Source organism: Kribbella sindirgiensis, assembly GCF_004331435.1.
In the GTDB taxonomy this organism is placed as follows: Bacteria; Actinomycetota; Actinomycetes; order Propionibacteriales; family Kribbellaceae; genus Kribbella; species Kribbella sindirgiensis.
Map to the genome: position 1 here is coordinate 53359 of NZ_SJKA01000004.1, position 23318 is coordinate 76676.

Here is a 23318-nt window from a genome sequence, read left to right on the forward strand (position 1 = left end):
GAGGTTCGAACGATGGGTGTCATCTGAGCTGACCGCGCCCGAAGCGGGCGGTGAGCTGGTCGCCGAGGATCCCGATGCTGACGATCAGCAGCGACAGCGCGAGGCCGGGCAGGCCCGAGATCCACCAGGCGGTGGCGAGATATTGTTTGCCGTTGGCAATGGTTTGTCCCCACGAGACCGCGGACGGGGGCAGGCCGATCCCGAGGAAGCTCAGGCCGGCTTCGGCCAGTACGACGAGCGCGAACTCGAGCGTGGCGAGCGCGACCACCGGCCCTGCGGTGAACGGCAGCACGTGCCGGATCAGGATGAACCGCCGCTTCACGCCGAGTACGCGGGCGGCGTCGACCCAGGCGCGTTCGCGCACCGAGAGCGCCGTACCGCGGGTGACGCGGGCGAAGGAGATCCATGCGGTGGCCGACAGCGCACCGACCACCACGACGACGCTGCGCTCGAAGGATCCCGCGATCACGATCGCCAGCAGGATCGCCGGGAACGCGAGCAGGATGTCGATGCCGCGGGACAGCACGGTGTCCAGCCAGCCGCGGAAGTACCCGGCCGTGACGCCGATCGCCGTACCGACGACCGCGGAGACGACGACGGTCGAGACACCGATCAGCACCGAGGTGCGAGCGCCGTACACGAGCTGGGCGAAGATGTCGCGGCCCAGCCCGTCGGTGCCCAGCCAGGCGGTACCGCCGGACGACAGGTGCGCGCCGGGCTTGAGCAGCCGGTTCGCGAGGTCGGTCTGGATCGGGTTGTAGTCGACGAGCAGCGGGCCGGCCACGGCGACGGCCGCGTAGATGGCGAGGACGGCGTACGGGATCCGGCTCAGCCACCGGCGAGCAGCGGTACGTCGGCGTACAACGGCCGGCCGGACGGCGGACGCCGTGATGGACGCGGTCATGCGGCGCTCTCCATCCGGATCCGCGGATCGAGCTGGGAGTAGACCAGGTCGGCGGCGAGGTTGAACGCCATCACGATCCCGGCCACGAGGAAGGTCGCCGCCTGCACGACGGTGTAGTCGCGGTTGGCGACGGACTCGACGACGAGCGTTCCGACGCCGGGCCAGGCGAACACGTTCTCCACCACGACCGCCCCGCCCATCAGGCCGCCCATGTGCAGGCCGATGATCGTCACCACCGGGATCAGGGAGTTCCGCAGTGCGTGACCGAGCAGCACCTGACGTTCGGTGAGGCCCTTGGAACGGGCGGTCCGGATGTACTGCTCGTGCATCGTCTCGGCCACGCTCGTCCGGGTCAGCCGCGCGACCGTGGCCGTGAACGGCAGGGCCAGCGTGATCGCCGGAAGCACCAGATGGGCGGGCGTCCCGGTGCCGGCGCTGGGCAGCACCCGCAACGCCAGGGCGAAGATCAGGATCAGCATGATCCCCGTCCAGAACGTCGGGAACGACTGCAGCGCGATCGTGCCGCCGGAGACCACCCGGTCGAGCAGCCCGCCCGGCCGTCCGCCGGCGAGCAGGCCGAGCGCCAGGCCGGCGATCACCGCGATGGTGGTCGAGGCAAGCATCAGCTCGGCGGTGGCCGGCATCCGCTCGAATACCTCGGCCATCGCCGGACGGTTGAACAGGTACGAGTCGCCGAACCGCAACTGGACCACGTCCCCGAGGTAGCTCAGGTACTGCAACGGCATCGGCCGATCGAGGCCCAGCGTCGCGGTCAGCTCGCGGACCTGGTCCGGCGGCGCGTCCGGACCGAGCATCAACGTCGCGGGGTCGCCGGGCGCGACGCGCACGATGACGAAGATCAGCGAAGCCGCACCCCACATCACCAGCACGCCGACGAGCAGCCGCTTGACCACGACGCGAATCACGACACGCTCCTCGGCGGGGACACGGTGGTGCCGTCGGTGAGCGGGCACTCGACGCTCTCGTTCTTGGCGGCGGTCTCGGGCGTCTCGAGCTGGCCGACCAGCAACCGGGTGGCCCGTCGCCCCATCTCCTCGCGGGGAACCACCAGACCGGTCCACGTCGTGTCGTTGCGCTGGGCACCGATCGAGTCACCGAGGACGACGACACTCAGCTCGTCCGGGATCGACACTCCGCGCCGCTCGATCTCCTCGGCCAGCAGGACCTGCTCCGCCACCACCGCGGTGATCCCGCCGTGGCGGATCTCGGCGATCAGTCCGTCGACCTCGTCGACGGACTCGAGCGTCCAGACCGGAGCCATCTGCCGCCGTCCCTGCCGGAAGCCCCGCTCACGATCGCGGCTCGGCTGCGCTTCGCCGTCACCCAGGCGGGCGTACGCGACGCGTTCGTGTCCGAGCCCGTAGAGCCGCTCGGTCAGCTGCTCCGTCGCGCCGGCGTAGTCCGCGGCGACGTACGACACCGGCGCCCCGGACACCTCCTGGTGCCCGACGTAGACGAACGGGTAGCCGGAGTCGCGCAGCTGCTCGATCTCCTCGCTGCGCGGATTCCGGCCGAGCAGCAACGCGCCGTCCGCGAGGGACAGCCGGGTCGAGCCGTCGCGGTAGATCTGCCGCTCGCCCTCGGTGCTGGTGAACAGCAGCAGGTCGTACCCGAGCTCGGCCGCCTCCTGCTCCATCCCGAGCAGGAACGGGAAGTAGAAGTCCATGCTCGTGGTCGGGAACACCGCCTCGAACGTGTAGACGCCGAGGATCTTGTTCCGGCCACCGGCCAGTGATCGCGCCGAGGCGTTCGCGACGTACCCCCACTCGCGCATCACCGCGAGCACCCGGTCCCGGGTCACCGGGCTGATCCGGACGCCGGAATCGCGCTCGTTCAGCACCAGCGACACGGTGGCCTGGCTGACTCCGGCCAGCCGGGCGATATCGGCCTGGGTGGGCCGCCGCGCCGCTCCGGGACTCATTCCGATCACCTCTGCTAATACGGGCTAGCACCTGTGATCGCCGAGTTTCATTCCTGGATCGCCCATGTGTCAATACCTGGTGGCAATCCGGCCGATCGGAAAGCTAATACCCATTAGCGTCTGGCGCCCAGCCCCGATCGTGGATAGCGTCCCGGCCAATCCCGCTCTGCCGCCAAGGAGAAGTGCATGTCAATCAGCCGCCGGAACTTCACGCTCGGGATCGCCGCCGGAACCGCCGCGGCCGCACTCCCCGCCACCGCGTCCGCCGCATCCACGGCCCCGAGCAGCGCAGCGGGATCCGGGCGTACGCCGTACTTCGCCGAGACCACGCTCTGGGACTCGGCCGTCGACCCGCTGGCCAGCTACTTCGTCTACGGCCTCGTCGTGCTGCCGGACGACACGATCATCGCCTGCACCGAAGGCAGGCACGAGACCTGTGACGCCGGACCGCACGACCTGCTGATCCGCCGCAGTACCGACGGCGGCCAGACCTGGACGCCCACGCAGGCGGTCGCGGTGGCGGTCGACCGGGAGACGTGGGCGAACCCAACGTTCGTCGTCGACCGGACCACCGGAGAGGTGTTCCTGTTCCACAACCTCTGCGTGCAACTGCCGGAGAACACCAGCTGCTCGGCCGACTCCAGCACCGTCTACGTCATCTCCAGCACCGACGGCGGCGTGACTTGGAGCGAGCGCCGCAGCCTCGCCGGGATGTTCGACCACTTCCCGTACAACTGGGCGATGCACGGCCCCGGTCCCGGCCACGGCATCCAGCTCACGTCAGGCCGGCTGATCGTCACCGTCTCGCACCGCACGATCATCACCGGCGTACCGGCGGCCGACCGCAACTACGGCGTATCGACCCTGTACAGCGACGACCACGGCCGGACCTGGCACGCCGGCGGCGAGGTCCCGATGATCGCGGGGCTGCCCACGCTCGGTGAGGCCAGGCTGGTGGAACGCTCCGACGGCACGGTCGTGATCAACAGCCGGCCCGGCTCCGGCCAGGACTGGCCGCGCGGCATCGCCGTCAGCTCGGACGGCGGACTCACCTGGTCGGAGTCCGTCCTCGACTTCAGCGCGGGCCTCTTCAACGGCTGCGACAACAGCCTCATCAACTACCCCGGCCGACGGATGGTGTTCAGCCGCCCGGACGCGCCGATGCGCTGGAACATGACCGTCTCGGTCAGCTACGACGAGGGCTACTCGTTCCGCTACGGCCGTACCGTCCATCCGGGCCGCTCGTACTACTCCGACCTCGCTAACCTCTCCGACGGCACGATCGTCCTGCTCTACGGTTGCGACGGCGACCTCGACGGCAGCCCGCAGCGGGTCTCCGTGGCCCGCTTCAACCTCGAGTGGCTGACACAGGGCCGCGACAGCCTCGGGACCGGTCCGCAGCTGACCGAGCGAACCGTTGACCTCGGCAACAGTGCGCCGGCCGCACGGCGCTCGGGCGGCACAATCACCGTCGTCCGCGAGCCCACCGCCCGTCGCGGCGCCCGCGCGGTCTTCACTCCAGCAGCCGTCGGCGACTACCTCGAGTACTCGTTCACCGCGGCCGGTGACTGCGAGTACGAGCTTTGGCTGCGCTACTTCCGTTCCTCCACCGGCGGCCTGGTGACCGTCACGGTGGACGGTCGCGAACTCCGCAACTCCAGCTTCGACTTCACCACCTTCCGCATGGACGGGTACGCCGTCGCACTGCTCGATCGTCTGTCGTTGCGGGCGGGCCGGCACACGATCCGCTTCACCCTGGCCGCACCTGGGCGCGGCGGCGGTACGACGATGTCGCTCGACGAGCTGAGCATGGTGCAGTCCGTCCACGCCCCCGACGTACGCGAGGAGGTCACCGTCGACAACGGAGGCGACCTCGGCTTCTCGGTCGTCGGGACCTGGCCGAGCAGCCGCGGCGTGCCCGGATACTACGGCTTCAACTACGTCTCGCACGCGAAGGGCACCGGCGCCAACGTTGCCCAGTGGCGGCCGGCGTTGCCCGGCGGCGACCGGTACGAGGTCCTCGCGTCGTACTCCGCGACCACCAACCGGGCAACCGACGCGACGTACGTCGTGCACCACGCCGACGGAGTCACTCCGGTGACGGTCGATCAGACGAAGAACGGCGTACCCGAAGTGCGGACCGGTGAGTGGGTCTCGCTGGGGGTCTTCCGGTTCGCGGCCGGGCTGGACGGGTACGTCGAGCTGAGTGACGCGGCGAACAACGTCGTCGTCGCCGATGCCGTCCGGTTCCGGAGGCAGCCGGCATGATCGCACCGGTGATGCCGTCGGCAGCGGTCGTCCTGCGGCCGCTGCCGGACAACCAGGTGATGGGCGGATTCTGGCACCGGCGGATGGTGGCGAACCGCGCGGCGATCCCGGTGGGGCACGAACGTTTGGTTGCTGCGGGCAACATTCGCAATCTCCGGATCGCGGCGGGCCAGGAGACCGGCGCGGCCGAAGGCGGCAGCTTCCGGGACTCCGACGTGTACAAGTGGCTGGAGGCCGCGGCGTGGGACGGATCACCGCTCGGTCAGGCGCTGGGCGGCACGATCGTGGCGGCTCAGCGCGACGATGGCTACCTCAACTCGGCGATCCAGGTCCGCGGCGAGAAGCGCTACGAGCGGCTGTGGATGAGCCACGAGCTGTACTGCGCCGGCCACCTGTTCCAGGCCGCGGTGGCTGCTGCTCGCGCCACCGGCGACACCGAACTGCTGACGGTCGCGACGCGCTTCGCGGACCAGCTCGTCGCGACGTTCGGCCCGGACCGGCGCCGAGACCTCGACGGGCATCCGGCGGTCGAGATGGGTCTTGTGGAGTTGTACCGGCAGACCGGCGAGCCGAGCTACCTGGAGCTCGCGAGGTACTTCGTCGACGCCCGCGGCCACGGTCGCGCCACGAAACCGGGCTTCGATCCGTCGCACTACGGCAACCCTGCGCACTACGCGGATCGGGTCCCGGTGCGTCAGGCAACGACCGTCGAGGGGCATGCCGTCCGTGCGGTCTACTTCGCGGCCGGCGCCACCGACGTCGCGATCGAGACCGGAGACGCGGAACTGCTCGCGGCGGTGCGCGGCCAGTACGACGCGATGCGCCGGCAGAAGCAGCATGTCAACGGTGCGGTCGGATCGCGATGGGACGGTGAAGCGTTCGGCGATGTGTACGAGTTGCCACCGGACCGGGCGTACGCCGAGACGTGTGCCGCGATCGGAACGCTGCATTGGGCGTGGCGGCTGCTGCTGGCGACGGGCGATCCGCAGTACGCCGAGCAGATCGAGCTGATCCTCTACAACGCCGTACTGCCTGGGGTTTCGCTCAGTGGGGCGGAGTACTTCTACGTCAACACGCTGCATCGGCGGACCGACGCTCGGGGTGACCTGCAGCGCTCGCCGGCGCACGGGCGCCGGCCGTGGTTCAACTGCGCGTGCTGTCCGCCGAACGTGATGCGCACCCTCGCCAGCCTGCCTGCGTACCTGGCCACCGGCAGCGAGGACGCACTGCAGATCCACCAATACGCCACCGGCAAGCTCCGCTCCGGGACCTTCGCCGTTGACGTCGAGACCGACTATCCGTGGAACGGCCGAATCACCATCACTGTGACGGATGCGCCAGATCACGAGGTCGAGCTGGCCCTGCGGATCCCCGAGTGGGCGACTGGGGCGGCGATCGACGGCCACCCCGCCGCCCCTGGGTACGCCAAGGTCAGCAGACTGTTCCAGGCCGGTGACGCGGTCGTCCTGGACCTGCCCATGTCACCGCGCCTGGTGGTGTCCGGCGCCAACGCCGATGCAACCCGGGGCTGCGTTGCCGTCGCGCGCGGCCCACTGGTGTACGCCGCCGAACAGCCCGACCAGGCGGCGACCGTCGAAGACCTCCGCATCGATCCCACAGCCAACCTGGATGCACAGGATCGCCCCAACCTGCTCGACGGCGTGACAACCCTGCACACCACCGGACTCGCGGTCTCGGCGCAGGACTCGCCATACGTTCCCTACGACGGCCGGTCAACCGAAGGCAAACCGGTCCCGATCACCCTGATCCCCTACTACACCTGGGCAAACCGCGGCCAGCACGCGATGCGGGTATGGATCCCGGCGGTCTAGTTGTCGTGAGTCGGAAGTTCGGCTCGTTGAGAGACGCGACCGATCCGCATAATGGCTACTACCGTCGCCACTACCGGCTACAATGACTACGATAGGCGTCATTACGTCAGGGAGTGTGAGCGTCATGGCGCGGTTGCCCGTACCGGCGCGGACGCGGCTTGCCGGGGAGCGGATCGGTGCGCATCTCACGGCTTGGCGCAAGTTGCAGGGTCTCACTGCTGCACAGGTCGCGGATCGTGCGGGCCTCTCCCGCGACACGCTCCGCAAACTGGAGCACGGGGAGACCACGGTCGGTCTCGACGTGTTCCTCAACGTCGCCCGGGTGCTCGGCACTCTCGATCGCCTGGTCGAAGCGCTCGACCCGTACGAGACCGATCTCGGCCGCGCCCGCGCGGATCAGGCGCTACCGAAACGAGTCCGGCGATGAGCGATGCCGTCATCGTCTCGGTGGATCTCGACGGACGGCCGGTCACCGTCGGTACGGCCTACTTCAGCCGTCGCCGCAACGTGCTCTCCACGGCATTCCGGTACGACGAGACCTACCTGTCGCGACCGGATGCCTACACGGTCGACCCGGCGATGCCTCTCGCGCAAGGGAACCACACGGTCAGCGGGATGCCCGGTGCGCTCAGCGACTGTTCTCCGGACCGCTGGGGCCGGAATCTCATCGCCAAGCTGCTGCGGGTACGAGCCCTTCGAGAGGGCAGAACGAGCCCGGCCGTGAGCGATGTGGACTACCTGCTGGGCGTCAGCGATCTGACCCGCCAAGGAGCCCTGCGGTTCCGCACCACACCCGACGGCCCGTACCTCGATCCGGATCTGACGGTTCCCAAGCTGGTGGAGCTGCCGAGATTACTGCAGGCAGCCGACGCCGCGGCCCGAGATCCCGACGACATGTCAGCGGTGAAAGACTGTTCATCGCCAAGTTCCCGCACCCGGGCGACGAATGGGATGTCATCGGCTGGGAGAAGTCGGCCCTCGATCTGGCGCAGCGATCGGGCGTCGAGGCGCCGGCCCGGAGACTCGTCTCGATCGGTGGCCGATCCGTCCTCGCACTCGAGCGATTCGACCGGGAGACCGGGCGGCGGGTCGGGTACATGAGTGCGATGACGATGGTCCATGGCCGGGACGGCACGCCGGCCGACTATCTCGAGGTGGCAGAGACGCTGGCGGAGTACGGATCGCGGGTCGGCGCAGATCTGCGGCAGCTGTGGCGGCGGATCGCCTTCTCGGTCGCCGTCCACAACACCGACGACCACCTGCGCAATCACGGTTTCCTCCGTGACGGCCGATCCGGCTGGCGACTGTCGCCGGCTTTCGATCTCAACCCGAACCCAGAAGTCGGCATGCAACGGGTGACCGGTATCGGAGGGGCATACCACCGCGACGACGAGTTGACCGGCCTGATGTCGTACGCGGACTCGTTCCGGCTCACGACCGGGGACGCCCGCCGAATCCTTCGCGACGTACTCGAGGGCACCGCAGGCTGGAAGGAAGTTGCTCTCAGCAACAGCGTACCCGCCCACGAACTGCCTCGCTTCGAAGAAGCGTTCGAAGGCCTTCGAGGGCAGATGGCCGGCCTGGCCCGCTGAGCCTCCGAGCAGAACGCCCAGGTCAGATGGCTCTGACCTGGGCGTTCTCAAGGGGTGGAGGTGGCGGGAATCGAACCCGCGTCCTTCGGCGTCGCTTCAAGGCTTCTCCGGGCGCAGTCTGAATGGCGCTTTTCTCAGCCCCAGCGTTTGTACAGACATCTCGCTGACAGGCTCAGTCACTGTAAATGTCCCGTGCTAACCCCGTGACCGGGCTAGCAAAGCAAGCTCTCTAGATGAGGCCAGGGGCCGGGGCGAGAGCATCCCCGGGCTGACCGCTTCTTTAAGTGCTCAGGCCGTCAGGCGGCGAGAGCGAAGCTACTGCGCTTGGAATCGGCAGTTATTGGTTTCCAGAGATCGTTAACGAGATAACCCTGGATCCTCGGCCCGCTTCCCTTGGAACGTACGTCCAAAGTCGAAACCGTTCACCCCCTGTTGAGTTGTCAAACTCCCACCCGTACCGCGGTGGAAGATCCACACTATCAAGTCCAACAAGCTGCCCGCACCTGACATTCCCCTACTTGATCAGGCGCAGGGTGAACGGATAGCGGAACTTGCCGCCCGCCGCGGTGGCCAGGCCGCCGATGCCGGTCAGCAGGAACCAGAGGATCCCGAGGATCGGGAACAGGAACCCGAGGAACCCGTCGGTGATCCCGGTCGCGATCCCCAGCAGCGCGAACGCCCCGAACGCGGTCAGCTGGAAGTTCAGCGCCTCGACGGCGTGCCGGCGTACGGCGGGATTCTTCTGGCCGGAGGTCGCGACGACCAGCGCCGGGCCGACGAACGACGTCGGGTAGCCGAGCCAGTGCGCGATCGTGCCCATCCCGCGCCCGTCGCCGCGGTACGTCTGCAGCGGCGCCGGCCGGGTGAAGGCCGCCGGCGCGAACGTCGGGACCGGCCGCGAGACCAGCCCGTCGAACGAGCTGTTCAGCTCGGCCCGGGTGCGGGCCTTCAGGGCCTTCTCGAGCCGGAGGTCGAACTCCATGTGGTCGAGCCGACCGTCGGCGTACATTTCTTTCAGGATCTCGACGGCCCGGTCGCGCTGGGCCGGCGTCACGAGCAGCTCTGATGTGGACATGTTTCCACTCTGCGCGCCGACGGCCGCCCGCCCCATCGGGTTCGCCCCCGAAGCGCCCCTGACCGAACCCGGATCAGCGCACCGGTTGCCCGTAGTCCGATAGTACGAACGGCGGGATCAGGTCGGCGACCCCGCTCAGCACGGGCAGCGCCGTCAGCGTCTGCGGCACCGTCCAGGGCTTGGCGGCGTACGCGACGAGCAGGCTGCCGGAGATCCAGAAGTTCAGTGGCGGCTGGTTGAGCAGCCATTCCATCATCCGCGGGTGCAGTACGGCGGACGCGTACCGCGCATCGAGAGCGGTCGCGCGGAACTGGCGGTTGAAGGTCTCGCTCTCCACCTCGACCCGCTCCATCCGCGGCTCGACGGCCGCCCTCTCGTCGAGGACGGATTCGGCGCGGATGTCCAGGTCGTGACCGATCGCCAGCTCGGGCAGCCGGACGGGCAGTTCGATCGCGACCAGGTGATTGACCGAGGTGCTCGGCAACCGGCCGCCTTCGGTGTAGACGAACTCGGCCATCCGGATCGGGCGGCCCTGGTACTCGCCGGCCAGGATCCGGCGCAGGTCCCCGTCCGGGGCGAAGATCCGGCAGCCGGCTGCGTGCAGCTGCCCGTCGGCGTCGGTCCCCGGGAGCCAGCCGTACCCCTCGGCGCCGGCCTGTTCCCTGGCGAGCTCGGCGTTCGCCCGGTCGACCCACGGACCGCCGATGCGCGCGATCAGGAGACCGAACAGGACGATTCCACCGATGACCAGGGCCATCCCGAACAGGATTCCGCCCACGGCTTCAAGCCAGCGAGGCACCGCGAGAGCGAGCACAATCGCAACCTAGCCCACCCAGGGGGTACTACTGGCGGCGGCGGTCCGACAGGGCGCGCTGGGCCTCGCGGTTCGCCTGGCGTTCGGCGAGGGCGTGGCGCTTGTCGTAGTCCTTCTTGCCGCGCCCGGTGGCGAGCTCGACCTTCGCGTAGCCGTCCTTGAAGTACAGCGACAGCGGGATCAGCGACACCCCCTGCTGCTCGACCTCGCGGATCAGTTTCTGGACTTCGTCCTTGTGCAGCAGCAACTTCCGCGTACGGCGGGGCTCGTGGTTCGTCCACGTGCCGTGCTTGTACTCCGGGATGTGCATGCCCTGCAGCCAGAGCTCGTTCCCGCGGACGGCGGCGAACGCGTCGACGAGGGAGGCCCGGCCCTGCCGGAGGGACTTGACCTCGGTCCCTGTCAGCACCAGCCCGGCCTCTACCACGTCCTCGATGTGGTAGTCGTGTCGCGCCTTACGGTTCTGCGCGATCGGCTTCTCCCGGCCGGTCTGTTTCACCATCCGACCAGTATCGCAGGTGGCTCACAACCACTTCATCGGATTAACCACGCGGCCGTCCTGGTAGACCATGAAGTGCAGGTGGCAACCGGTGGAGTAGCCGGTCGTTCCGGCGTACCCGATGATCTCGCCCTTCTGGACGCGTTCACCGACGCGCGCCTTGTACCGCGACAGGTGGTTGTAGACGGTCGTGATGGACGACCCGTCGATCACACCATGTGACACGAACAGGCGGTTCCCGTAACCACCGTTGTAGTACTTGTCCGTCACCACCCCGGAGCCCGCCGCGCGGATCGGCGTACCGCAGGGAGCACGGAAGTCGGTGCCGTCGTGCAGCTTCCAGTAGTGCAGGACGGGGTGGAAACGCATCCCGTACGGCGACGTGATGTAGCTGCTGACCGGGTAGCTCAGGCCCCCGCCGCCGGAGGCCGGCGGATCGTCCGGGATGTCCCGCGGCTTCCGCTTCTCCTTGCGCGCCTTCTCCCGCTCGGCCTTCTCGGCTGCCGCCTTCCGGCGCGCGGCGGCCTCCTTCTCCGCCTTCGCCCGCGCGATCAGGAGCTGCTCGACGCGGTTCCGCTCCCGCAGCAGCGAGTTGTACTGCGCGAGCTCGGTGTTCTTCTCCTTCTCGGCGGCCTTGAACGCGGTCAGCTTGACCTTCGCGATCGCCGCGGCCTCGGCCCGGTCGGCCGCGACCTGCTTGGTCAGCTCGCTGACGCGCTTGACCGTCGCCGCGGCCTCGGCCCGCGCGGCCTCGGACTCCTTCTCGGCGGCCGCGACCTTGACGCGCTTGCTGGCCAGCTGCGCCTGCGCGTTGTTCAGGTTGGTGATCGCGTTGCTCTGGATACCGAAGACGTTCCGCTGGACCTGCATCCCGGTCGCGATATCGGCCGGCGCCGCACCGCGCAGCGCGATCGACAGTCCGACCAGACCGTTCTGCTGCTGGTACGCCGACCGGACGGCGCGCCCCGCGACGGCCCGCTTCTCCGCGATCAGCTTCTCGCCGGTCTCCACGTCGGACACCGCCTTGCGCAACGCCGCCTCGGCCGCGGCAAGCTTGCCCGCGGCAACCGCGTCGGCGGCCTTCGCGGCGGCGAGCTGCCCCTGCGCGGCGGCGTACCGGACCTGGACGGCCTGGTACTTCACGACAGCTTGGTTGTACGCGGCAACGGACTTGCCGAGCTGGTCGGACGCGTCGTCGAGATCGGCCTTCTGCTGACCGAGCTGCGCGTCGAGTTGCTTCTTCTTGGCGACCGGATCCGGCGGTTTCGCCTCCGCGGACGGAGCGGACGGAACCGCCGCCAGGACGCCGGCGGACAGGGACAGGACAAGGCAGCAAGCGGCAACCGCCGTCTGCCGGCCCGGCGGTCGCTTACGTGATCGCTGGTACGGCGCGGTGGAGGTGCCGGTGCTGTCGTCTCGCTTGATGCTCCCCCGCTCGCGCGGGTTCGCACCGGGGAAGTGCGGGACCACAGGTCGACCCCTTGCTCTGGGATGCAGTTGTGTGCGGTACAGGAGTGACTGCTGTTACTCCTGATACAGCACCATAGGTCACCCGGATCAGACTTTGAGGTATTTCCGCGTTGTCAGGAATGTCGGGATCACGGCCAGGATCAGGCCGACCACGACCATGATCAGCGTGGCCCGGAAGGTTTCGGTCGCGCCGACCCACTGCCAGACACGGAACGTCTCCTGGGCCCGCTGCATGACCACGAAGTACACCCCGACCCACAGGGTGCCGCAGGCAAAGATCGCGCCCACCAAGGCGGCCAGCACCGCCTCCAGGAGGAACGGCAGCTGGATATAGAAGTTCGAGGCGCCCACCAGGCGCATGATGCCGATCTCCCGTCTCCGGGCGTACGCCGCCAGCCGGATCGTGTTGGAGATCTGCATCAGGGCCGCGACCAGCAGCAGACCGGCCGCGATCAAGGCACCGACTTGTAGGCCGTTGAGGGCCTTGAACAGCGGATCGAGGTACTGGCGGAGGTCCTGGACCGTGTCGACACCGGGAAGGCCGGCGACGGCACTGACCAGGTTCTGATAGCGGGTCGGATCTCGCAGCTTGACCCGGAAGGACTCCTGCATCTGGTCCTCGGTGACCGTGCTGACGATCGGCGAGTCCTTGTACAGCTTCTTGAACGACTCGAACGCTTCCTTCTTCGACTCCGAGAACACGCCGTCGGGCGCGGTGTCCGGGTTCGTCTGGATGACCTGCTGGATCCGGTTCTTCTGCTCCTGGGTCACCTCGGCGCCGGAGCAGCCGCGGCCGCCGGAGTCCTTGGTGCACAGGAACACCGAGATCTGGATCTTGTCGTACCAGTTCCCCTTCATCAGGTCGACCTGCTCGCGGGCGAGCAGCGCGCTGCCGAACAGCGACAGCGAGACCCAGATGGTGACGACGACCGCGATCGTCATCGAGAGGTTCCGCTTCAGGCCGATCCCGAGGTCGGAGAGGATGTAGTTCAAGCGCATCAGTCAGTCAGTCCCCTGGTCAGTGCTGGTAGCCGTAGACGCCGCGCGACTCGTCGCGGACGACATGGCCGTTCTCCAGCTCGATCACGCGCTTGCGCATCTGGTCGACGATCGAGACGTCGTGGGTGGCCATCACCACGGTCGTCCCGGTCCGGTTGATCCGGTCCAGCAGCTTCATGATGCCGACCGACGTACCGGGGTCGAGGTTTCCGGTGGGCTCGTCGGCGATCAGGATCATCGGCCGGTTCACGAACGCGCGGGCGATCGCGACGCGCTGCTGCTCACCGCCGGACAGCTCGTCCGGCATCCGGTCCTCCTTGCCGTCCAGACCGACCAGCTCGAGGACCTCGGGCACCGTCTTGCGGATGTGCGCGCGGGGCTTGCCGATCACCTGCAGCGCGAACGCCACGTTCTCCGCGACCGTCTTGTTCGGCAGCAGCCGGAAGTCCTGGAACACGGTGCCGATCTGGCGCCGCATCTGCGGGATCCGCCAGTTGGGCAGCCGGTTCAGGTCCTTGCCGGCCACCATGATGTGACCCTTGGACGTCCGGTGCTCGCGCAGGGTCAGACGAAGGAACGTCGACTTGCCGGACCCGGAGGTACCGACGAGGAAGACGAACTCGCCTTTCTCGATCTCGACGTTGACGTTCAGCAGAGCGGCCTTGGACTGGCCCTCGTACGTCTTGGACACATTCTCGAAGCGGATCACGGGTTCATCCGGCCGTGGTCGGGAACAGGGAGCGACGCGACGGTAACCACGAAGTGCACCGTACGCCACCGGAGCGGCCGGCGATCAGTCTAGGCGCTCCACGGCGTGCCGCCGACCAGACGTGCCGGTCCGTACGCCCGCGTCCGATACCCGGCGCGTTTGAAACGACTGTGCGGTCAGGCTCGTCCGTCAGGCCGGGGCGGGTGACGGGGTGCCGTTGCCGTTGTCGGGGCGGGCGTCGGCGATCCGGGCGACGCCGGCGTCGGGTTTGCGGCCGGCTCTGCGGGCGGCCTCGACGTGCAACCGGGCCAGCTCGACAGCCTGGCGGGAGACCTTCACGGTCTTCTTCTCAGCCATGGTCACTGTCTCCCTCGACGACCTCGATGTCGGTGTCCGCGATATCAGCGTACGCGGACGCGCCGATGCGGTCGATCGCTACGGCGGCGGTCAGCGCGGCGACCAGATCGTAGTCCTCAGCTTGTAACAGCTCGGATCTCATCAGTGAACGCAGCGTCACCACACCGGCATCCGTCCCGGCGTCCTCACCCTCGAGAATCTGCTCGACGGCCCACCGGACCATCCGCATCGTCTCCTCGCGGTGCCGCCAGACGTCGAGCTCGCGATCGGACTTCCGCGTCAGGTACGACCCGAGGAACACACCACCCAGCGCGAGCAGCGGACTCAGCACCGTCATCACGACCCCGACGATCGAGATCCAGGTAGGGATCACGGACACACCCCGGCACTCAGACACGCTCTCACAGCGTCCTCCCAATTCCGTGGTCTTGACCGGTCGATGATGCTACGAAGGAGCATTCCACCCACCACCGACAGACCAGGATGACAAGGGGCGGTGTCACCGTGACGGACGAGCAGGACCGCTACGACGTGTTCGTGCAGGGGACGGTGTTTCTCGACATCGTGATGACCGGGCTGGCGTCCGCCCCGACCACCGGTACGGAGATCTTCGCCGAGGGGATGGGGTCGTGCCCGGGCGGTGTCGCGAACTTCGCGATCGCGGCCGCGCGGCTCGGGCTGCGGACCGGTCTCGCCTCGGTGTTCGGTGACGACGCGTACGCCGACTTCTGCTGGCGGACCCTCGCGGACCAGGAGGGCGTGGACCTGTCGCACTCGCGGCGGATCGGCCACTGGCACTCGCCGGTCACGGTGTCGATGTCGATCGACCGGGACCGGGCGATGGTCACGCACGCGCACGAGGCGCCCGGCGATCCGAGCAAGCTGGTCGGTCCGGGGCTGAAGACGCGGTCGGCGATCGTCCCGGTGGCCGAGGAACTGCCGGGCTGGACGGTCGAGGCGCGGCAGTCCGGAGCGCTCCTGTTCGGCGACGTCGGCTGGGATCCGACCGACGAGTGGTCCCCGGCCGTGCTCGACGTCCTCGAAGGCTTCCACGCCTTCACGCCGAACGCGGCGGAGGCGATGGCCTACACCCGCACCGACACCCCGAAGGCCGCGCTGCACAAGCTGGCCGACCGCGTACCGCTCGCAGTGGTGACGAACGGCGCGGACGGCGTACTGGCGATCGACTCGGCGACCGGCGAGGAGGAGCAGGTGCCGGCGCTGCCGGTGCGTTCGTACGACCCGACCGGCGCCGGCGACGTGTTCCTCGCCTCACTCGTGCTGGGCACCCTCCGCGGCTGGCCGCTCGCGCACCGCCTGGCCTTCGGCAACCTGTGCGCGGGCCTTTCGGTCCAGCACTTCGGCGGCTCCCTCGCGGCGCCCGGCTGGGGCGACATCATCGACTGGGTCCGCGACCACAGCCGCCACCGCCCCGGCGACGTCGACCCCGCCGTACTCGAGCACTACGCCTTCATCGGCGACGTCCTCCCGGCCGGCCCGGTCCCGATCGTCCGCCGCGCCTCGGCCACGATCGCGCGCCTGTCGGACGCCTGACGCGCGGACCGCCAGCGCGACCAGGACAAGCAGTACGCCGCCGCCCAGGAATCCCCAGGACGGCGCGGCACGTTCGAGCACCAGCCCGGCGGCTGCCGATCCCGCAGCGGAGCCGAGGTTGTTGGCGGTGTTGATCCAGGTGCTCGCCTCGGTCCGCTGGTGCGGCGGCGTGACATCGTCGGCGGCCAGATACGAGACCACGAACAGCGGGGCGACAGCGGCGCCGGCGATACCCAGCACGGCCCCGAGCACGACCAGGTCGGTCACGAACGACGCCGCGAGCAGCCCGGCGGCCAGTACGGCGATCAGCCCGCCGAGGTGGGTCGGCCAGGACCGGGTATGACGCCGGCGCGCCCAGAGCATCCCGCCGGCCACGCTGCCCGCCGCGATCGCCGCCTCGACGTACCCGGCCGCTCCGGGACGTCCCGCGTGCTGCGCGACACCTGCCACGCAGACGTACGCCGTGCTGATCCCGGAGGCGGTGACCATGATGACGAGCAGGATCCGCCGCAGGCCGGGGATCACCAACGGCCCCATCGGATGCCGGGCCGGTACCGACGCCGACGTCGCGGTCGTCACCGGACTCGTCACCATCGCGAACGTGCCGACGACCATCAGGGCGGCCGAGCAGCCGAGCGCGGCCGGTGCGGACACCACACCGATCAGCGTGCCCGCGACCAGCGGCCCGCCGAGGAACAGCGACTCCTCTGAGACCGCATCGAGGGCGTACGCGCGTTCCTTCAGGGTCGTGCCCTCGGTGAGTTGCCGCCAGTTCGACCGCATCGACGGCCCCAACGGCGGCGCGAGCAGCCCGGTCGCGCCGACGAGCAGCAGTACGGCGGCATCCGACGTACCGAGGGTTGCGATGAAGGCCAGGCCGACGGCTGCTCCGAGTGCGAGGGGCGGTAGGACGCGGCGCTGGCTGTAGCGGTCGACGAGGCGCGCTTTGTACGGCATCGACAACGACGCGAACCCGAACACCGCGACCGAGACGCCGGCTGTGGCGAAGGAACGGGTGGATTGCTGGACGGTGAAGAGCAGAGACAACGGGAGCAGACCGTACGACAGCCGGCCGAGCAACGCAGGCACGAACGTGCGCAGCGCCGACGGCAACAGCAGGACGTCACGGTAGCTCCCGGCACGAGTTGTGCCGGACACGAGAACGCTCCTAGAGATTCACTGTGGAATGGGCTCGAGACCACGCGAGGCGTGGGAGCCGTCTCTAGTCACGGTCGGAGAACATGCGGGTCAGCCTACAGGTCGTTCTCGGCGGCTGGAAATGTCGGCGTACTGGGCTCCGGCGGTCGTAGTGTCTGGGGTGGTGCGCGGGCTGTGGGACCGCGCTGGACGGAGAGGTGCAGGCGATGACGATCAGTCGGCGGCAGGTACTCGGGCTCGGAACCGGACTGGCCGCGATGGCCGTGGCGGGATGCGGGTCGAACTCCGGGCGGCCGTCGTCCGGTGGATCGGACGGGTCGAAGCCGGCGCTGCAGCAGTGGTACCACCAGTACGGCGAGGCCGGGACACAGCAGGCCGTGGAGCGCTACGCGAAGGCCTACCCGGACGCGACCGTGAGCATCCAGTGGTCGCCGGGCGACTACGACAAGAAGGCCTCGACCGCGCTGCTGACCGATCAGGGCCCGGACGTGTTCGAATACGGGAACGGTCCGACGATCGACATGATCAAGAGCAAGCAGGTCGTCGCGCTCGCCGACGTACTGGGTGACGCGAAGGACGACTTCAACCCGGCCTTGATCGAGCGGATGACCTACCAGGGCAAGCTGTACGGCGTCCCGCAGGTGATCGACATGCAGTTGCTCGTGTACCGCAAGAGCCTGTTGAGCGCGGCCGGCGTCCAACCGCCGCAGACCGTGGACGAGCTGCTCGGGGCGGCGAAGAAGCTGACCACCGACAAGGTCAAGGGCCTGTTCGTCGGCAACGACGGCGGGGTCGGGGTGCTCGGTGGACCGGCGTTGTGGTCGGCCGGACTCGACTACCTGACGGCGGACAACCAGTTCGGCTTCGACGATCCCGCGGCGGTCGAGTCGCTGCGCAAGCTGCGGGAGTTCTGGACCGCGAAGGTTCTGTTGCTGGGGGCACCGACCGACTGGTCCGACCCGGCCGCCTTCACCCAGGGCCTGACCGCGATGCAGTTCACCGGTCTGTGGACGCTGCCCGCCATCGAGAAGGCGCTGCCGGGCGACTACGGCGTTCTCCCCTGGCCGAAGCTGAACGCCACCACCGGCAAGCCGAGCGTGCCGATCGGCGCGTACGGGTCCTGTGTGAACGCGAAGTCGAAGAACGTGGACGCCGCGAAGAAGTACGTCAAGTGGCTGTGGGTCGACCAGACCGACGACCAGCTCGACTTCGCGCAGTCGTACGGCTTCCACATCCCGGCCCGCAAGAGCCTGGTCGAGAAGGCCGGCAAGCTGAAGTCCGGCCCGGCTGCCGACGCGGCCAAGCTGGCAACCGAGAACGGCCACGCCCAGACCCCGCTCCTGTGGTCGCCGAAGGCCGGTACGGCGTACACCGACGCGCTGAACAAGATCATCCGCAGTGGCGCCGACCCGGCGGCCGAGATCAAGACCGTCAAGTCGGTGACCGAGGCCGAACTCACACGCATCACCGGCTGACGAACGGACGCGGCCCCTCACCGTGTGGTGAGGGGCCGCGTCCGTGCTGACCTGGGATCAGACGACGTTGACGTTCTCCGCCTGCTGCCCCTTCGGGCCCTGGACGACGTCGAACTCGACGCGCTGGTTCTCGTCGAGGCTACGGAAGCCGTCGGTCTGGATGGTGGAGTAGTGGACGAACACGTCCGCTCCGCCGCCGTCGACGGTGATGAAGCCGAAGCCCTTTTCGGCGTTGAACCATTTCACAGTTCCCTGTGCCATGTTGTTGCTCCTTCGTGAGATGGGGCACACCGCGGTCGCGGTAGACCCGGCCGTTGTCGCGCCGGCGGCACACCATCTCTCGCAAGGAAAGATCGCAATAAACCACAGCTACTGAAAATCGACCTACCCCATACAACCACGAATCCGCACAGTTCATTCCCATCGGCCGCGCCGGGCGTGGCAGGGTGAGGCGCATGGTGAACCTTCAACCACTGACCGACGACGACCGCGAGCTGATCGAGCTGGCCCGCCGGACGGTCGACTCGAACACCGACGGACCCGACGGCGTCTACACGATGGGCGCCGCGGTCCGCGGGGTCGACGGCCGGATGTACGCCGGCATCAACCTGTACCACTTCACCGGCGGCCCCTGCGCCGAACTGGTCGCCCTCGGCCGCGCCCGCGCCGAAGGAGCCCGCGAACTCACCACGATCGTGGCCGTAGGCAACGAAGGCCGCGGCGTCGTCGCCCCCTGCGGCCGCGACCGCCAGGTCCTCGTCGACTACCACCCCACGATCCGCGTCATCCTCCCGACCGAGGACGGCCCGGCCGCGGTCCTGGCCACCGATCTCCTCCCCGGCGCCTACCGCTGGACCCCTTAGACGTTCGGGATGATGTCTTTTCCGTAGGACGCCAGGGTCTGCTCCTTGGCATCGTGTTGGAGGTAGAGGGCGAATTGGTCTACGCCGAGGTCCTTCAGGGCGGCCAGGCGGTCCAGGTGGTTCTCGAGTGGGCCGAGGATGCAGAAGCGGTCCACGACCTCGTCCGGTACGAAGTCGGTGTGCGTGTTCCCGGCGCGCCCGTGCTTGGCGTAGTCGTACCCTTTGCGGCCCTCGATGTAGTCGGTCAGCGCCTGCGGTACGGCGCCCGACGCCCCGTACCGCGCGACGATGTCCGCGACATGGTTCCCGACCATCCCGCCGAACCAGCGGGTCTGTTCGCGCTGGTGGTCGAGGTCGTCCCCGACGTACGCCGGTGCCGCGACGCAGAACTTGATCGCCAGCGGATCCCGGCCGGCCTGCTCCGCGGAACGCCGTACCGCGGTGATCATCCACTCCGCGATATCCGGATCCGCCAGCTGCAGGATGTACCCGTCGCCGACCTCACCGGTCGCTTGCAGCGCGCGCGGACCGTACGCCGCGACCCACACGTCGAGCGCGCCGTTGTCGACCCAGGCGAACTTCAACTGCTGACCGCGGTACTCGACGGTCTCGCCGCGCGCGAGTGACCGGACGACCTCGACGCACTGCTTCATCTCCGCGATCGTGCCCGGCTGCGCGCCCAGCGTCCGCAGCGCCGAGTCGCCGCGCCCGATCCCGCAGATCGTCCGGTTCCCGAACATCTCGTTCAGCGTCGCGAACTGGGACGCGATCACCGTCCAGTCCCGGGTCCCCGGATTCGTCACCATCGGCCCGACGACCACCCGGCTCGTGGCCGCGAGGATCTGGCTGTAGATCACGAACGGCTCCTGCCAGAGCAGGTGCGAGTCGAACGTCCACACGTGCGAGAACCCGGCGTCCTCCGCCTTCCGGGCCAGCTCCACGACCGTGGACGCGGGCGGATCACACTGGAACACCACACCGAAGTCCACGACTTCCCCCTTACATCAAGTACGACGAGAGGCCGCGCTTCAGGAACCTGCCCCGGCCCTTCCGGCCATGGTAGTTGCCGTCAGCCACGATCACCTCGCCGCGGGACACGACGGTGCCCACCCGGCCCTTGATCTCGACCCCTTCGTACGCCGAGTGGTCCATGTTCATGTGGTGCGTCGCGACCCCGATCCGCGTCGTACCGTTCGGGTCGTAGATCACCAGGTCGGCATCCGACCCGGGCTGCACGATCCCCTTCTGCGGATACAGCCCGAACATCCGGGCCGGCGTGGTCGCGATGGTCTCCACCCAGCGCTCCAGTGACAGCTTCCCGTCCACCACGCCCTGGTAGACCAGGTCGACGCGGTGCTCGACGCCGCCGATCCCGTTCGGGATCTTGGAGAAGTCGCCGAGGCCGAGCTCCTTCTGATCCTTCATGCAGAACGGACAGTGGTCGGTCGACACGATCGCCAGCTCGTTGTTCCGCAGGCCCTTCCACAGGTCCCGCTGGTGCGGCTCGTGCTTGCTGCGCAACGGTGTCGAGCAGACCCATTTCGCGCCCTCGAAGCCGGGTGCGCCGAGCTGGTCCTCGAGCGTCAGGTACAGGTACTGCGGGCAGGTCTCCGCGAACACGTTGCGGCCGTCGTGCCGCGCCTCGGCGACCTTCTCGAGCGCCTGGCTCGCGGACAGGTGGACGATGTACAGCGGGCAGTCCTGCGCGACCTCGGCGAGCGCGATCGCGCGGTTCGTCGCCTCCGCCTCGAGCGCGGCCGGGCGGGTGATGCCGTGGTAGATCGGGTCGGTCTGGCCCTTGGCGATCGCCTGCTGGACCAGGACGTCGATCGCGATGCCGTTCTCCGCGTGCATCATGATCATCGCGCCGTTCTCGCGCGCGGTCTGCATCGCGCGGAGGATCTGCCCGTCGTCGGAGTAGAAGACGCCCGGGTAGGCCATGAACAGCTTGAAACTCGTGATGCCCTCGTCGGTGACCAGCTGGTCCATCGCCTTCAGCGCGTCGGCGTCGACACCGCCCAGGATCATGTGGAACGCGTAGTCGACGTGGCACTCGCCCTCGGCCTTCGCGTGCCACGCGGCGAGCCCGTCCTGCACGACCTCGCCGGTGCGCTGGACAGCGAAGTCGATGATCGTCGTGGTCCCCCCGTACGCCGCCGCGCGGGTGCCGGTGTCGAACGTGTCGCTGGCCGCGGTCCCGCCGAACGGGAGCTCCATATGCGTGTGCGCGTCGATCCCGCCCGGGATCACATACTTGCCGGTGGCATCGATCACCTCGTCGACCGTGATCGTCGGGCTGAACGACGGATCCAGGACCGCGACGATCTTCTCGCCCTCGACCAGTACGTCCGCGACCCGGGTCCCGGTCGGTCCGACGACGGTTCCACCCTTGACCAGCAAAGACATCCCGGTTCCCCTTCTACGGTTTCGTCAGGTCTCCGTAAGCGTCGGGCCGGCGGTCGCGGTAGAACTGCCAGCGGTCCCGGACCGTGTCCAGCAGGCTCAGGTCCAGGTCGCGGACGATCAGTTCCGGATCGTGGTCGTGCCCGACGTCGCCGACGAACTTCCCCTCCGGGTCGACGAAGTACGACGTACCGTAGAAGTCGTTGTCGCCGAACTCGGACTCGATCCCGACCCGGTTGATGGCGCCGATGAAGTACTCGTTCGCGACCGCGGAGGCCGGCTGCTCGAGCTTCCACAGGTACGCCGACAGTCCGCGGCTGGTCGCCGACGGGTTGAAGACGATCTTCGCGCCGGCCAGGCCGAGCGCCCGCCAGCCCTCCGGGAAGTGCCGGTCGTAGCAGATGTAGACGCCGATCCGGCCGACCGCGGTGTCGAAGATCGGGTACCCGAGGTTGCCCGGCCGGAAGTAGAACTTCTCCCAGAAGCCCTTCACCTGCGGGATGTGGTTCTTCCGGTACTTCCCGAGATAGGTGCCGTCGGCATCGACGACCGCGGCGGTGTTGTACAGCACGCCCGGCTGCTCCTGCTCGTACATCGGCAGCACCATCACCATCCCGAGCTCCTGCGCCAGCGCGGCGAACCGCTCGGTGGTCGGGCCCGGCACGGATTCGGCGTACTCGTAGTACTCGGCGTCCTGCTTCTGGCAGAAGTACGGCCCGTAGAACAGCTCCTGGAAACAGATCACCTTCGCGCCCGCGGCCGCCGCCTGCCGGGCGTAGTCCTCGTGCGCCTTGATCATGGACTCCTTGTCACCCGTCCACGACGTCTGAACAAGTGCAGCCCTGACAACCTCCGCCACAAGACCTCCCCAAGTAGAGGTCCCATGCTCCATCCGCCCCGGGCCACCCGTCAACGGATGCGGGACATCGGTAACCTCCGCACATGGCCGAGACCTGGGACCGAGCGCAGCTGATCGCCGACGGCTTCCAGCAGGTGTACGTCGAGCTCGACTGGTGGGACGGGCCCCGCGCCGGGATGGTCGACCTCGACGGCGTACCGCACTACTTCGAGCGCGTCGACGCCCCGGACGGGGAGCGGCTCGACGAATACCTCGTCTGGCCCGCGGAGCCGCACGCGGTGATGCTCGAGCGGGAGTCGTGGGCGGTCTTCGTGCGCTGGAACCAGCTGTACGAAGCTGGGGAGGCCTCAGTCGACACCCATCCTGCGCGGGGGGTCGACCCTAGGTACGAGGAGCTCACCGCGGCCCTCGTACCGCAGCGCCGGGTGCCCGCCGCCGCGCGGCGGCTGGTTGCCGAGTGGCGCTTCGACGACGGAGGGCGCTACCGGACGGACGGCACCTGCAACTGGGTTCGGTGGAGTTCACCCACCTGAAAGCGCTGTTCG

Annotated in this window: 23 protein-coding genes, 1 other RNA gene and 2 pseudogenes; 9 read left to right on the forward strand and 17 right to left on the reverse strand. The window is 68.4% G+C overall.

Features of this window, described 5'->3' with window-relative positions; all coding sequences use genetic code 11:
• Nucleotides 1-19: 19 nt before the first annotated feature.
• Genes E0H50_RS12050 through E0H50_RS12060 form a run of 3 tightly spaced genes read right to left on the reverse strand, consistent with a single transcriptional unit; the run spans nt 20 to nt 2846 of the window.
• On the reverse strand, nt 20-904 hold the full coding sequence (locus E0H50_RS12050; protein ID WP_131287157.1) for an ABC transporter permease: 885 nt from the start codon (nt 902-904) through the stop codon (nt 20-22).
• On the reverse strand, nt 901-1830 hold the full coding sequence (locus tag E0H50_RS12055) for an ABC transporter permease (protein WP_131287159.1): 930 nt from the start codon (nt 1828-1830) through the stop codon (nt 901-903). The genes E0H50_RS12050 and E0H50_RS12055 overlap by 4 nt, the downstream gene beginning before the upstream one ends.
• Nucleotides 1827-2846 carry a LacI family DNA-binding transcriptional regulator gene (locus E0H50_RS12060; RefSeq protein WP_131287161.1) on the reverse strand — a complete coding sequence of 340 codons (1020 nt, stop codon included), beginning with the start codon at nt 2844-2846 and terminating at the stop codon, nt 1827-1829. Before E0H50_RS12060 ends, E0H50_RS12055 begins: the two co-directional genes overlap by 4 nt.
• A gap of 186 nt (nt 2847-3032) precedes the next feature.
• Between E0H50_RS12060 and E0H50_RS12065 the strand changes: the two genes are divergently transcribed.
• From E0H50_RS12065 to E0H50_RS12085, 5 genes and pseudogenes are all read left to right on the forward strand, one after another.
• Entirely contained in the window at nt 3033-5114 is a 2082-nt protein-coding gene (locus E0H50_RS12065) for a golvesin C-terminal-like domain-containing protein (RefSeq protein ID WP_131287163.1), read from the forward strand.
• Nucleotides 5111-6946 (forward strand): glycoside hydrolase family 127 protein, encoded by a 1836-nt coding sequence (locus E0H50_RS12070; RefSeq protein WP_131287165.1) that lies wholly within the window; start codon nt 5111-5113, stop codon nt 6944-6946. Before E0H50_RS12065 ends, E0H50_RS12070 begins: the two co-directional genes overlap by 4 nt.
• A gap of 124 nt (nt 6947-7070) precedes the next feature.
• Nucleotides 7071-7373: a helix-turn-helix domain-containing protein gene (locus tag E0H50_RS12075; protein WP_131287167.1), complete on the forward strand. Its 303-nt coding sequence runs from the start codon at nt 7071-7073 to the stop codon at nt 7371-7373.
• A pseudogene (locus E0H50_RS43765) lies at nt 7370-7627 on the forward strand (HipA N-terminal domain-containing protein); the annotation flags it as partial. The gene E0H50_RS12075 and the pseudogene E0H50_RS43765, both read left to right, overlap by 4 nt.
• 275 nt (nt 7628-7902) lie before the next feature.
• Entirely contained in the window at nt 7903-8538 is a 636-nt protein-coding gene (locus E0H50_RS12085) for a type II toxin-antitoxin system HipA family toxin (RefSeq protein WP_238150973.1), read from the forward strand.
• 52 nt (nt 8539-8590) lie between these two features.
• Here the strand turns inward: E0H50_RS12085 and ssrA are convergent.
• The 9 genes from ssrA to E0H50_RS12125 all read right to left on the reverse strand — a co-directional run bounded on the left by ssrA (nt 8591) and on the right by E0H50_RS12125 (nt 14834).
• Nucleotides 8591-8968, reverse strand: a transfer-messenger RNA (tmRNA) gene (gene ssrA, locus E0H50_RS12090).
• 84 nt (nt 8969-9052) lie between these two features.
• Complete coding sequence (locus tag E0H50_RS12095; protein ID WP_131287171.1) at nt 9053-9613, reverse strand: DUF1707 and DUF4870 domain-containing protein; 561 nt, start codon at nt 9611-9613, stop codon at nt 9053-9055.
• A 73-nt stretch (nt 9614-9686) separates the two neighbouring features.
• Nucleotides 9687-10370 carry a DUF3137 domain-containing protein gene (locus E0H50_RS12100; protein ID WP_238150918.1) on the reverse strand — a complete coding sequence of 228 codons (684 nt, stop codon included), beginning with the start codon at nt 10368-10370 and terminating at the stop codon, nt 9687-9689.
• A gap of 85 nt (nt 10371-10455) precedes the next feature.
• Entirely contained in the window at nt 10456-10929 is a 474-nt protein-coding gene (gene smpB, locus E0H50_RS12105) for an SsrA-binding protein SmpB (protein WP_131287175.1), read from the reverse strand.
• 21 nt (nt 10930-10950) lie between these two features.
• Nucleotides 10951-12396, reverse strand: a complete 1446-nt coding sequence (locus E0H50_RS12110) for a M23 family metallopeptidase (RefSeq protein ID WP_131287177.1) — start codon at nt 12394-12396, stop codon at nt 10951-10953.
• A gap of 87 nt (nt 12397-12483) precedes the next feature.
• The gene (gene ftsX, locus E0H50_RS12115) at nt 12484-13395 is read right to left on the reverse strand and encodes a permease-like cell division protein FtsX (protein WP_131287179.1); all 912 of its coding nucleotides are present in this window, start codon (nt 13393-13395) and stop codon (nt 12484-12486) included.
• A 19-nt stretch (nt 13396-13414) separates the two neighbouring features.
• A complete protein-coding gene (gene ftsE / locus E0H50_RS12120) occupies nt 13415-14104 on the reverse strand; it encodes a cell division ATP-binding protein FtsE (RefSeq protein ID WP_131287181.1) in 690 nt (229 codons plus the stop codon).
• A gap of 189 nt (nt 14105-14293) precedes the next feature.
• Nucleotides 14294-14461, reverse strand: coding sequence for a hypothetical protein (locus E0H50_RS42860; protein WP_165547081.1), 168 nt, complete (start codon nt 14459-14461; stop codon nt 14294-14296).
• The gene (locus E0H50_RS12125) at nt 14454-14834 is read right to left on the reverse strand and encodes a hypothetical protein (RefSeq protein WP_238150919.1); all 381 of its coding nucleotides are present in this window, start codon (nt 14832-14834) and stop codon (nt 14454-14456) included. Before E0H50_RS12125 ends, E0H50_RS42860 begins: the two co-directional genes overlap by 8 nt.
• A 131-nt stretch (nt 14835-14965) precedes the next feature.
• On the opposite strand from E0H50_RS12125, the gene E0H50_RS12130 reads away from it, so the two are divergent.
• Nucleotides 14966-16015 (forward strand): carbohydrate kinase family protein, encoded by a 1050-nt coding sequence (locus E0H50_RS12130; RefSeq protein ID WP_238150920.1) that lies wholly within the window; start codon nt 14966-14968, stop codon nt 16013-16015.
• A gap of 12 nt (nt 16016-16027) precedes the next feature.
• Here the strand turns inward: E0H50_RS12130 and E0H50_RS44380 are convergent.
• Nucleotides 16028-16972 (reverse strand): annotated as a pseudogene (locus tag E0H50_RS44380) (MFS transporter); the annotation flags it as partial.
• A gap of 407 nt (nt 16973-17379) precedes the next feature.
• On the opposite strand from E0H50_RS44380, the gene E0H50_RS12140 reads away from it, so the two are divergent.
• Entirely contained in the window at nt 17380-18648 is a 1269-nt protein-coding gene (locus E0H50_RS12140) for an ABC transporter substrate-binding protein (RefSeq protein ID WP_131287190.1), read from the forward strand.
• 57 nt (nt 18649-18705) lie between these two features.
• On the opposite strand, the gene E0H50_RS12145 is transcribed toward E0H50_RS12140, so the two are convergent.
• Entirely contained in the window at nt 18706-18909 is a 204-nt protein-coding gene (locus E0H50_RS12145) for a cold-shock protein (RefSeq protein ID WP_130382162.1), read from the reverse strand.
• 194 nt (nt 18910-19103) lie between these two features.
• Here E0H50_RS12145 and E0H50_RS12150 point away from each other — a divergent pair, with 194 nt between their 5' ends.
• A complete protein-coding gene (locus tag E0H50_RS12150) occupies nt 19104-19511 on the forward strand; it encodes a cytidine deaminase family protein (protein WP_131287191.1) in 408 nt (135 codons plus the stop codon).
• Here E0H50_RS12150 and E0H50_RS12155 read toward each other — a convergent pair.
• The 3 genes from E0H50_RS12155 to E0H50_RS12165 are packed head-to-tail and all read right to left on the reverse strand — an operon-like array spanning nt 19508 to nt 22806.
• Nucleotides 19508-20500 (reverse strand): TIGR03842 family LLM class F420-dependent oxidoreductase, encoded by a 993-nt coding sequence (locus E0H50_RS12155; protein ID WP_131287194.1) that lies wholly within the window; start codon nt 20498-20500, stop codon nt 19508-19510. The two genes, E0H50_RS12150 and E0H50_RS12155, sit on opposite strands and share 4 nt — an antisense overlap.
• Before the next feature lie 10 nt (nt 20501-20510).
• On the reverse strand, nt 20511-21917 hold the full coding sequence (hydA, locus tag E0H50_RS12160) for a dihydropyrimidinase (protein WP_131287196.1): 1407 nt from the start codon (nt 21915-21917) through the stop codon (nt 20511-20513).
• Nucleotides 21918-21930: 13 nt separating this feature from the next.
• Complete coding sequence (locus E0H50_RS12165; protein WP_131287198.1) at nt 21931-22806, reverse strand: nitrilase-related carbon-nitrogen hydrolase; 876 nt, start codon at nt 22804-22806, stop codon at nt 21931-21933.
• Nucleotides 22807-22856: 50 nt separating this feature from the next.
• Here E0H50_RS12165 and E0H50_RS12170 point away from each other — a divergent pair, with 50 nt between their 5' ends.
• The gene (locus E0H50_RS12170) at nt 22857-23306 is read left to right on the forward strand and encodes a hypothetical protein (RefSeq protein WP_131287201.1); all 450 of its coding nucleotides are present in this window, start codon (nt 22857-22859) and stop codon (nt 23304-23306) included.
• Nucleotides 23307-23318 lie beyond the last annotated feature (12 nt).

Bases quoted from the DNA above. Each gene is read 5' to 3' on its own strand.
- E0H50_RS12050 (WP_131287157.1), bottom strand. From the start codon at position 904: ATGACCGCGTCCATCACGGCGTCCGCCGTCCGGCCGGCCGTTGTACGC.
- E0H50_RS12060 (WP_131287161.1), bottom strand. From the start codon at position 2,846: ATGAGTCCCGGAGCGGCGCGGCGGCCCACCCAGGCCGATATCGCCCGG.
- E0H50_RS12065 (WP_131287163.1), top strand. From the start codon at position 3,033: ATGTCAATCAGCCGCCGGAACTTCACGCTCGGGATCGCCGCCGGAACC.
- E0H50_RS12070 (WP_131287165.1), top strand. From the start codon at position 5,111: ATGATCGCACCGGTGATGCCGTCGGCAGCGGTCGTCCTGCGGCCGCTG.
- E0H50_RS12075 (WP_131287167.1), top strand. From the start codon at position 7,071: ATGGCGCGGTTGCCCGTACCGGCGCGGACGCGGCTTGCCGGGGAGCGG.
- E0H50_RS12095 (WP_131287171.1), bottom strand. From the start codon at position 9,613: ATGTCCACATCAGAGCTGCTCGTGACGCCGGCCCAGCGCGACCGGGCC.
- E0H50_RS12100 (WP_238150918.1), bottom strand. From the start codon at position 10,370: ATGGCCCTGGTCATCGGTGGAATCGTCCTGTTCGGTCTCCTGATCGCG.
- smpB (WP_131287175.1), bottom strand. From the start codon at position 10,929: ATGGTGAAACAGACCGGCCGGGAGAAGCCGATCGCGCAGAACCGTAAG.
- ftsX (WP_131287179.1), bottom strand. From the start codon at position 13,395: ATGCGCTTGAACTACATCCTCTCCGACCTCGGGATCGGCCTGAAGCGG.
- E0H50_RS42860 (WP_165547081.1), bottom strand. From the start codon at position 14,461: ATGGCTGAGAAGAAGACCGTGAAGGTCTCCCGCCAGGCTGTCGAGCTG.
- E0H50_RS12140 (WP_131287190.1), top strand. From the start codon at position 17,380: ATGACGATCAGTCGGCGGCAGGTACTCGGGCTCGGAACCGGACTGGCC.
- E0H50_RS12145 (WP_130382162.1), bottom strand. From the start codon at position 18,909: ATGGCACAGGGAACTGTGAAATGGTTCAACGCCGAAAAGGGCTTCGGC.
- E0H50_RS12150 (WP_131287191.1), top strand. From the start codon at position 19,104: ATGGTGAACCTTCAACCACTGACCGACGACGACCGCGAGCTGATCGAG.
- hydA (WP_131287196.1), bottom strand. From the start codon at position 21,917: ATGTCTTTGCTGGTCAAGGGTGGAACCGTCGTCGGACCGACCGGGACC.
- E0H50_RS12165 (WP_131287198.1), bottom strand. From the start codon at position 22,806: ATGGAGCATGGGACCTCTACTTGGGGAGGTCTTGTGGCGGAGGTTGTC.
- E0H50_RS12170 (WP_131287201.1), top strand. From the start codon at position 22,857: ATGGCCGAGACCTGGGACCGAGCGCAGCTGATCGCCGACGGCTTCCAG.